The 8,612-nt window shown below is 67.1% G+C and carries 8 protein-coding genes; 1 reads left to right on the top strand and 7 read right to left on the bottom strand.

The window, feature by feature from the left end; translation table 11 throughout:
* Positions 1-191 precede the first annotated feature (191 nt).
* The 7 genes from secG to AC1D2K_RS23640 all read right to left on the bottom strand — a co-directional run bounded on the left by secG (position 192) and on the right by AC1D2K_RS23640 (position 8,005).
* Positions 192-620, bottom strand: a complete 429-nt coding sequence (gene secG, locus AC1D2K_RS23670) for a preprotein translocase subunit SecG (protein ID WP_478091431.1) — start codon at positions 618-620, stop codon at positions 192-194.
* 40 nt (positions 621-660) lie between these two features.
* Positions 661-1,413, bottom strand: coding sequence for a triose-phosphate isomerase (tpiA, locus tag AC1D2K_RS23665; RefSeq protein ID WP_478091429.1), 753 nt, complete (start codon positions 1,411-1,413; stop codon positions 661-663).
* Between the two features lie 11 nt (positions 1,414-1,424).
* Positions 1,425-2,423: an NAD(P)H-quinone oxidoreductase gene (locus AC1D2K_RS23660; RefSeq protein ID WP_478091427.1), complete on the bottom strand. Its 999-nt coding sequence runs from the start codon at positions 2,421-2,423 to the stop codon at positions 1,425-1,427.
* An 84-nt stretch (positions 2,424-2,507) separates the two neighbouring features.
* A complete protein-coding gene (gene pnp, locus AC1D2K_RS23655) occupies positions 2,508-4,835 on the bottom strand; it encodes a polyribonucleotide nucleotidyltransferase (protein ID WP_478091425.1) in 2,328 nt (775 codons plus the stop codon).
* A gap of 207 nt (positions 4,836-5,042) precedes the next feature.
* The gene (gene rpsO, locus AC1D2K_RS23650) at positions 5,043-5,309 is read right to left on the bottom strand and encodes a 30S ribosomal protein S15 (RefSeq protein WP_007837783.1); all 267 of its coding nucleotides are present in this window, start codon (positions 5,307-5,309) and stop codon (positions 5,043-5,045) included.
* Between the two features lie 241 nt (positions 5,310-5,550).
* Positions 5,551-6,819, bottom strand: a complete 1,269-nt coding sequence (locus AC1D2K_RS23645; RefSeq protein ID WP_478091424.1) for a pyridoxal phosphate-dependent aminotransferase — start codon at positions 6,817-6,819, stop codon at positions 5,551-5,553.
* Positions 6,725-8,005 carry a branched-chain amino acid ABC transporter substrate-binding protein gene (locus AC1D2K_RS23640; protein WP_478091423.1) on the bottom strand — a complete coding sequence of 427 codons (1,281 nt, stop codon included), beginning with the start codon at positions 8,003-8,005 and terminating at the stop codon, positions 6,725-6,727. The genes AC1D2K_RS23645 and AC1D2K_RS23640 overlap by 95 nt, the downstream gene beginning before the upstream one ends.
* A 125-nt stretch (positions 8,006-8,130) precedes the next feature.
* Here AC1D2K_RS23640 and AC1D2K_RS23635 point away from each other — a divergent pair, with 125 nt between their 5' ends.
* Entirely contained in the window at positions 8,131-8,502 is a 372-nt protein-coding gene (locus AC1D2K_RS23635) for an Hsp20/alpha crystallin family protein (protein WP_478091422.1), read from the top strand.
* The last annotated feature ends 110 nt before the right edge of the window (positions 8,503-8,612 follow it).

Genomic DNA, 8,612 nt, shown 5'->3' with positions numbered 1-8,612 from the left:
AGACTCGAACTCGCACAGCTTTCGCCACTACCCCCTCAAGATAGCGTGTCTACCAATTTCACCACGACCGCGGTTTTTGCTGCCCGGATGGCATGAGGAACCTTGTAAGGTTTTGGCTTTCCGGAACAGCTTTAGAGTTTACCCTGAAAAACAGCCGTTTTCACTCACGGCTGAAGAGATCTCGACTGGATTTACTTGGACGGGATCTGCCCCGCACCTGCCGCAGGCGCAGCCGGTGCCGAAGCCGCGGCGGCCGGAGCCGCCGGCGCGCTGCCGCTGGGGATCTGCGCCGCGGAATCCGAGGCCGCGGGCGCCGGTGCCGGCACGGCCGCCGGTGCGCCGATCGCCGCGCGCTCCAGCAGGCTGCCGCCGCCGGCCGGCCGTGCGTGGCCGAAATAGGCCAACAACAAGGTGCAGGCGAAGAACACCGCCGCCAGCACCGCAGTGGTACGCGACAGGAAGTTCGCGCTGCCGCTGGCGCCGAACAGGCTGCCGGCACTGCCGCTGCCGAAGGCGGCGCCCATGTCGGCGCCCTTGCCGTGCTGGATCAGGATCAGCCCGATCATCGCGAGTGCGGTGAGCATCTGCACGCCCACCAGGATATTGAGGACCACGTTCATTCGTTCTAACTCCTAAGTTCTTTCTTCGGGCACGCGCGTTTCAGCGGGCCGCTGCAATGATCTGCAGGAAATCCGGGGCCTTGAGGGAGGCGCCGCCGATCAGGCCGCCGTCGATGTCGGCTTCGGCGAGCAATTCGGCCGCATTGGCCGCGTTCATGCTGCCGCCGTAGAGGATGCGGATGCCGGCGGCGTGTTCGCTCGCCGCGTGGTGCAACTGGGCGCGCAGCACCGCATGAACGGCCTGCGCCTGCGCCGGGGTCGCGGTCTTGCCGGTGCCGATGGCCCAGACGGGCTCGTACGCGACCACGATCTCGCTGATGCAGTGGCCGTTGACGTGGATCACCGCGGCCAGCTGGCGCTTGACCACCTCCTCGGTGTGCCCTGCCTCGCGCTCTGACAGCGTTTCGCCGACGCAGACGATCGGCGTGATGCCGTTGGCCAGCGCAGCGGCGGTCTTGGCGGCGACCAGCTCGTCGGTCTCGCCGTGGAACTGGCGCCGCTCGGAGTGCCCGACGATGGCGTAGCGCACGCCGAACTCCTTCAGCATCGCAGCCGATTGCTCGCCCGTGAAGGCGCCTTGCGGCTGGGCCGAGAGATCCTGCGCGCCGAGCGCGACCGGCGAGCCGGCCACCAGCGACTGCACCTGCGCCAGGTAAGGCGCCGGCACGCAGACCGCGATCTCGCACGCCGGGGTGCCCACGCCGGCCAGCAGGGCCTTCAGCAGCGCCTCGTTGGCAGGCAGGCTGCCGTTCATCTTCCAGTTGCCTGCGATCAGCTTCTTTTGGGTCGTCATGTCTGTCTAGTTCACCAGGTCAGCACGATCTTGCCGATGTGCTGGTTCGATTCCATCAGGACGTGCGCCTGCGCAGCGCCGCTGGGCTCCCCGAGTGCGGCGAAGCGGCTGTGGATGATCGGCTTGACCGCGCCGCTTTCGAGCAGCGGCCAGACCTTCTCGCGCAGCGCCTTGGCGATCGCGCCCTTGAAGGCGATCGGCCGCGGCCGCAGCGTCGAGCCGGTCACCGTGAGCCGCCGTCGCAGCACCAGTCCGGCGTTGATCTCGGCCTTGGCGCCGCCCTGCACGGCGATGATCACCAGCCGGCCGTCCTCGGCCAGGCAGTCGATCTCGCGCGCCACGTAGGCGCCGGCGACCATGTCGAGAATCACGTCGACGCCCTTGCCGCCGGTGAGGCGCTTGGCCTCCTCGGCGAAATCGGCGTTTCTGTAGTTGATCGCATGGTCGGCGCCGAGCTTCAGGCAGGCCTCGCACTTGTCGTCGCTGCCCGCGGTCACGATCACGGTGGCGCCGAGCGCGCGGCCGAGCTGGATCGCGGTCACGCCGATGCCGCTCGAGCCGCCCTGGATCAGCAGGGTCTCGCCCTTTTGAAGCCGGCCCCGCTCGAACACATTGCTCCAGACGGTAAAGAATGTTTCAGGCAAGGTAGCGGCTTCGACGTCGCTCCAGCCCTTCGGAACCGGCAGGCATTGCACGACGGGCGCCACGCAGAGTTCGGCATAGCCGCCGCCGGCGACCAGCGCGCAGACGTGGTCGCCGAGCTTGAAGCCGGCCTCGGCCAGGGCCTTGTCGTCGCCCGCGACGATCTCGCCCGCGACTTCCAGGCCCGGCAGGTCCGAGGCACCCGGAGGCACCGGATAGTTGCCGGTGCGCTGCAGCACGTCGGGCCGGTTGACGCCGCTCGCGGCAACACGGATCAGCAGTTCGCCGGGGCCGGCGACCGGCGCCGGACGTTCCGCCACGCGCAGCACCTCGGGGGCGCCGAACGATGTGATCTCAATGGCTTTCATGGTCTCTTCCTGAATGCGGCGCGCACCGTGCGGCGCGCGCCGACCGACTCGCAATCGCGATGGCGTCGCCGCCATCGCGGCTCGTCAAGCGGAATGATCGCCGCCGCGGCCGCTTTCCTGCAGCGGCAGTTGCTCGGCCATCTGCTCGGGCTGCTGCTCGCCGCCGCGGTCGTTGCTCTCGAAGCGGGGCGCACGTTCGGCGCGCGGCGGACGATCGCCACGATCGCCACGGTCCGAACGCTCGCGGCGCTCGCCACCACGATCGCCGCGGTCGCCCCGGTCTTCACGCGGCGCACGCTCGCTGAATTCCATGCCGGCCGGACGCTCGGTCAGGGCCTTCATGGACAGCTTGACGCGGCCCTTCTCGTCGGTCTCGAGCACCTTGACCTTGACGATCTGGCCTTCGCTCAGGTAGTCGGTCACCTTCTCGACGCGCTCGTGCGCGATCTGGCTGATGTGCAGCAGGCCGTCCTTGCCGGGCAGCAGGTTGATCAGCGCGCCGAAGTCGAGGATCTTGGTGACCGGGCCTTCGTAGACCTTGCCGATTTCCACTTCCGCGGTGATCTGCTCGATGCGCCTCTTGGCCGCCTCGGCCTTTTCCGGATCGGTCGACGCGATGGTGATGGTGCCGTCTTCGTCGATGTTGATCGTCGTGCCGGTTTCTTCCTGCAGGCCGCGGATGACCGAGCCGCCCTTGCCGATCACGTCGCGGATCTTCTCGGGGTTGATCTTCAGCGTGGTCAGGCGCGGCGCGAAGCTCGAGACTTCGGCCTTGGCCTCGCCCATGGCTTCCTGCATCTTGCCGAGGATGTGCATGCGCGCTTCCTTGGCCTGGGCCAGTGCGACCTGCATGATTTCCTTGGTGATGCCCTGGATCTTGATGTCCATCTGCAGCGCCGTGATGCCGTTGGTCGTGCCGGCCACCTTGAAGTCCATGTCGCCCAGGTGATCTTCGTCGCCCAGGATGTCGGTCAGCACCGCGAAGCGGTTGTCTTCCTTGATCAGGCCCATGGCGATGCCGGCCACGTGGGCCTTCATCGGCACGCCGGCGTCCATCATCGAGAGGCAGCCGCCGCAGACCGAAGCCATCGACGAGGAGCCGTTCGACTCGGTGATTTCAGACACCACGCGGATCGTGTAGGGGAACTCTTCCTTGTTCGGCAGCACCGCGACCAGCGCGCGCTTGGCCAGGCGGCCGTGGCCGATTTCGCGGCGCTTGGTCGAACCCATGCGGCCGACTTCGCCGGTGGCGAACGGAGGCATGTTGTAGTGGAACAGGAAGCGGTCTTCGTACTCGCCCATCAGCGCGTCGATGCGCTGCGCGTCGCGCTCGGTGCCGAGCGTGGTGATGACCAGCGCCTGCGTTTCGCCGCGGGTGAACAGGGCCGAGCCGTGAGTGCGCGGCAGCACGCCGTTGCGGATCTCGATCGGGCGCACGGTGCGCGTGTCGCGGCCGTCGATGCGGGGCTCGCCGGCCAGGATCTGGCTGCGGACGATTTTCGATTCGATCGCGAACAGCAGGTCGTTGACCTTGCCGGCGTCGAAGGGTTCGCCGCTTTCCTTGAGCGACGCCATCACGCTGGCGTTGGCTTCGCGCAGGGCTTGCGTGCGGGCCTGCTTGCTGCGGATCTGGTAGACCGCGCGCAGCTTTTCTTCGGCCAGGCCCTTGACCTTGGCGACGAAGGCTTCGTCTTCGACCGGCGGCTGCCAGTCCCAGACCGGCTTGCCGGCGTCACGCACGAGTTCGTGGATCGCGTTGATCGCGATGTTGGCTTGCTCGTGGCCGAAGACCACGCCGCCGAGCATGATTTCTTCGCTCAGTTGCAGGGCTTCGGACTCGACCATCAGCACGGCGGCTTCGGTGCCGGCGACGACCAGGTCCATCTGCGAATCCTTGCGTGCCGTCTGGCCCGGGTTCAGCACGTACTGGCCGTTGATGTAGCCCACGCGGGCGGCGCCGATCGGGCCGCTGAACGGGATGCCGGAGATCGACAGCGCGGCGCTGACGCCGATCATGGCGGCGATGTCGGCGTCGACTTCGGGGTTGAGCGACAGCGTGTGGATGACCACGTGCACTTCGTTCAGGAAGCCTTCAGGGAACAGCGGACGGATCGGGCGGTCGATCAGGCGGCTGGTGAGCGTTTCATGCTCGCTGGGCTTGGCTTCGCGCTTGAAGAAGCTGCCGGGGATCTTGCCTGCGGCGTACGTTTTCTCGATGTAGTCGACGGTCAGCGGGAAGAAGTCCTGGCCGGGCTTGGCCGACTTCGAGGCCACCACGGTGGCCAGCACCACGGTGCCGTCGATGTCCACGGTCACGGCACCGCCGGCCTGGCGAGCGATCTCGCCGGTGGTCAGGACGACGGTCTTGTCGCCCCACTGGAAGGACTTGGTGACTTTGTTGAAGAGGCTCATGGTGTGCTCCTGTTTTGATAGCGGCTCGACCCGTGACGACCACAGGCCCCGCGGGGGCTGGAGCGCTTTTCAGAACACGATGCCATTCCAGGGAAGCTCGGGGAGAACCTCTCTGGAATGACACAGCTTCGCTCTGTTTTGGCGGCTCCGAAGTAAAAAACGCCTGAGCTAGCGGACTAACCCAGGCGTTTTTGCATGCGATTCGACTTACTTGCGCAGGCCCAGCTTGGCGATCAGCGCGGTGTAGCGGTCGGCGTCCTTGGACTTGAGGTAGTCCAGCAGCTTGCGGCGGCGGCTCACCATGCGAAGCAGGCCGCGGCGACCGTGGTGGTCCTTGGCGTGCGTCTTGAAGTGAGGCGTGAGCTCGTTGATGCGGGCGGTCAGCAGTGCGACTTGCACTTCAGGACTGCCGGTGTCGTTGGCGGCGCGGGCGTTGTCCTTGACGACTTCGGCCTTGATGGAGGCTGCGATCATTGTGTTTTCCTTGGTTCCGACCCGAGGTCTTCGGGATGTTTGACTTGCGGTGGGCACTGGAACTGCACCCACCGTGCGCTTGCACGATGCAAAGCTTGTGGATTATAGCTCGCCCCCAGGTTGGGCTCACTGCGTGTAGCCCGCCCACCCCCTGCCGGGGGCAACACCAGAGGCCCGGCGAAGCCGGTTCCTCGGTGTTTCACCAAGGGGCCGGGCTTCGCCGGCCAATTGCTACCGATTGTTATTGTGCGGCGAGCCAGCGCTTGAGGCGGTCGACGCCTTCGACCAGGCGGCCGGGGTCCTTGGAGGCGAAACACCAGCGCAGCCAGCCCTGGGCTTCGGGGGCGAAGGCGTTGCCGGGGGCCAGGCCCAGGCCGGCCTCGACCACCAGGCGCTTGGCGACTTCGAGGGAGTCGCCGAAGCCTTCGAGCTTGAAGAAGGCATACATGCCGCCACTCGCCGAAGCGACTTCGACGCCCGGGATGTCGGCCAGCAAGGGCACCAGCGTGTCGCGGCAGGCCTTGAGGTGGGCGACGATCTTCGGCGTGATCTCCTTGCCATGCGCCAGCGCGGCAATGCCGGCGCGCTGCGTGAACACGCTGGCGCACGAGGTGTTGAACTCGATCAGCTTGCCCATGCCGTCCATCAGGGCCGCAGGCAGCACCAGCCAGCCCAGCCGCCAGCCGGTCATCAGGAAGCTCTTGCTGAAGCTGTGGGCGACCACCAGGCGGTCGTCGGCCTTCGCCACGTCGAGGAAGCTCGGCGCGCAGCCGTTCGGCGTCGGCTCGTAGTAGAGCCGCTCGTAGACCTCGTCGGCCAGAATCCAGGTGCCGGTGGCGCGGCAGTGGTCGAGGATCGCCTGCTGCTCGGCGCGCGTCAGCGTCCAGCCGGTCGGGTTGTTGGGCGCGTTGACGATCAGCAGCTTGGTCGCCGGCGTGACCGCCGCGCGCAGCGCCTCCAGGTCGAGGGTCCACTGCCCTGCCCTCGGCACCAGCGACACGCAGCGCACGTGTGCGCCCAGGATCGCGGGCTGCGCCGTGAGGTTCGGCCACACCGGGGTGATCGCCACCACTTCGTCGCCGGCGTCGACCAGCGCCTGCACCGCCAGCATCAGCGCGCTGACCCCGCCCGAGGTGATCGCGATGCGCGAAGCCTCGATCTTCGGATGCAGGCCGCTCATGTACGCGGCGACGGCTTCGCGCAGTTCGGGCAGGCCCAGGTTGTGAGCGTAGAAGGTCTCGCCGCGCTGCAGCGAGTCGATGGCCGCGTGTCGGATCACCTCGGGCGTGACCTCGTCGCTCTCGCCGAACCAGAAGGCCAGCACGTCGCTGCGGCCGAGGCCGGCATTGGCCACCTCGCGGATCTTGGAGGCTTCGAGGTCTTGGATCGCTTGGCGCATGTCTTGTCCTTGGGGTTCAGGGGCGCTGCATCTTGCAGCTCGAAGGCATTTCGGCACGACTCGCGGGGATCGTCTTGATGACCCGGAAGCCGTAGCCCGAGCCCTCGACATCGAACTTGACGCCGGGCGCTCCCTGCCGGTCCATGACGCCGACCACGAGCTGCTGCTGGAACTGATGGTCCTCGGCGCGCATATGGCCGCGCTGGCCGGCCAGCGTGACGTCGGCCTTCTCGAGGGCCCGCGCCACGGCCACCGTGTCGACGCTGCCGGCCCGCTCGATGGCCTCCGCCAGCGCCTCGATCAGCAGCTGCATGCGCATGTGGACATAGTCGTCGGAGGCCTTGGGGAAGCGGGTGCGGAAGTCGCGGTAGAAGGCTTCGCTCTGCGGCGTCTGCACGTTCGGCAGCCAGTCGGCCACGGCGACCACGCGGCCGATGCCGGCGTCGCCGATGGCCGCCGGCGCGCCCAGGGCATTGCCGTAGAAGGTGTAGAAGCTGCCGGTGAACCCCGCCTCGCGCGCGGCCTTCACGAGCAGGGTCAGGTCGTTGCCCCAGTTGCCGGTGATGACGCCCTGCGCACCGCTGGCCATGATCTTGTTCGCATAGGGCGCGAAATCCTTGACTCGGCCCATCGGGTGCAGTTCGTCGCCGACGATCTGCACGTCGGGACGCGCGGCGCCGAGCTGCCGCCGCGACTCGCGCAGCACCGACTGGCCGAAGCTGTAGTCCTGACCGATCAGGTAGACGCGCTTGAGCGACTTGTCGTCCTGCAGCACCTGCATCAGTGCGGTGACGCGCATGTCGGCGTGGGCATCGAAGCGGAAGTGCCAGAAGCTGCAGCGCTCGTTGGTCAGCACCGGGTCGACCGCCGAGTAGTTGAGAAACAGCACGCGCCGGGCCGGGTCGCGCTCGTTGTTCTTGTCGATCGCATCGATCAGCGCCGCCGCCGTGGCCGACGAATTGCCCTGCAGCACGATGCGCGCGCCGTCGTCCATCGCGGCGCGCAGCGCGGAGAGGGCCTCCTCGTTCTGTCCCTTGCTGTCGTAGCGATCGAGCTGCAGGAAGCGGTTGCCGCCCGGCAGCTTGACGCCGCCGCGCGCGTTGACCCGCTCCACCGCCCACAGCAGGTTGCGGAACACGGCCTCGCCGGTGTTGGCGAAGGGGCCGCTCATGCTCTCGATCAGGGCCAGCCGGATCGGCGGCGCGGCCTGTGCGTGCACCGGCGGCAGCGCCGAGGCGCATAGCGCCAGCGCCGCGAATTTCAAGGCCCTGCGGCGCCAAATAAAGCTGGAGATCATTGTCTTGAAACGCCTTTTGCAGTGCCTAGATGGGATGGCATGCGGCACGCGACTTCTGTTGAACGGCCGCGCAGTGTAAGGGACACACATTCTTGTCCCGTGGTCATCACTCAGGAGTCCTCATCATGTTCTTTGCACCCGCCGTCCGCACCGCCCGCTTCGTTCCGCGCTCGCACGATCGCAGCCTGGAGCGCTTCGTCAACGAGGCTTTCTCCGGCGCGCAACGCTCGCTCAACGTCGAACAGGACGACAAGACCTGGACCCTCACGCTCGACGTGCCCGGCCTGTCGCGTGACGATCTCACGATCGGTATCGAAGGCGCCGTGGTCCGCATCGAGAGCAAGGCCGAAGCCAAGCGCCAGCTCAAGGCCGCCTACGAGCTGCCGCAGGACATCGACGTCGCGACCAGCGAGGCCAAACTCGAGAACGGGGTCCTGAGCCTCAAGCTGGGCAAGCTGGTTCCGGTCAGCAACGTCGCGCAACTGCAAATCAACTAAAGCTCGCCCTGGCTGAAGCTCGCCCCCAGGTTGCCCGCACTTCGTGTCGGGCGCCCACCCCCTACCGGGGGCGCAGTCAGCGGCCCGGCGAAGCCGGTTCCGCGACTGCC

This window comes from Variovorax sp. P1_H12_2, from assembly GCF_056405335.1.
This window is presented reverse-complemented; position numbering and strand designations above follow the sequence as displayed.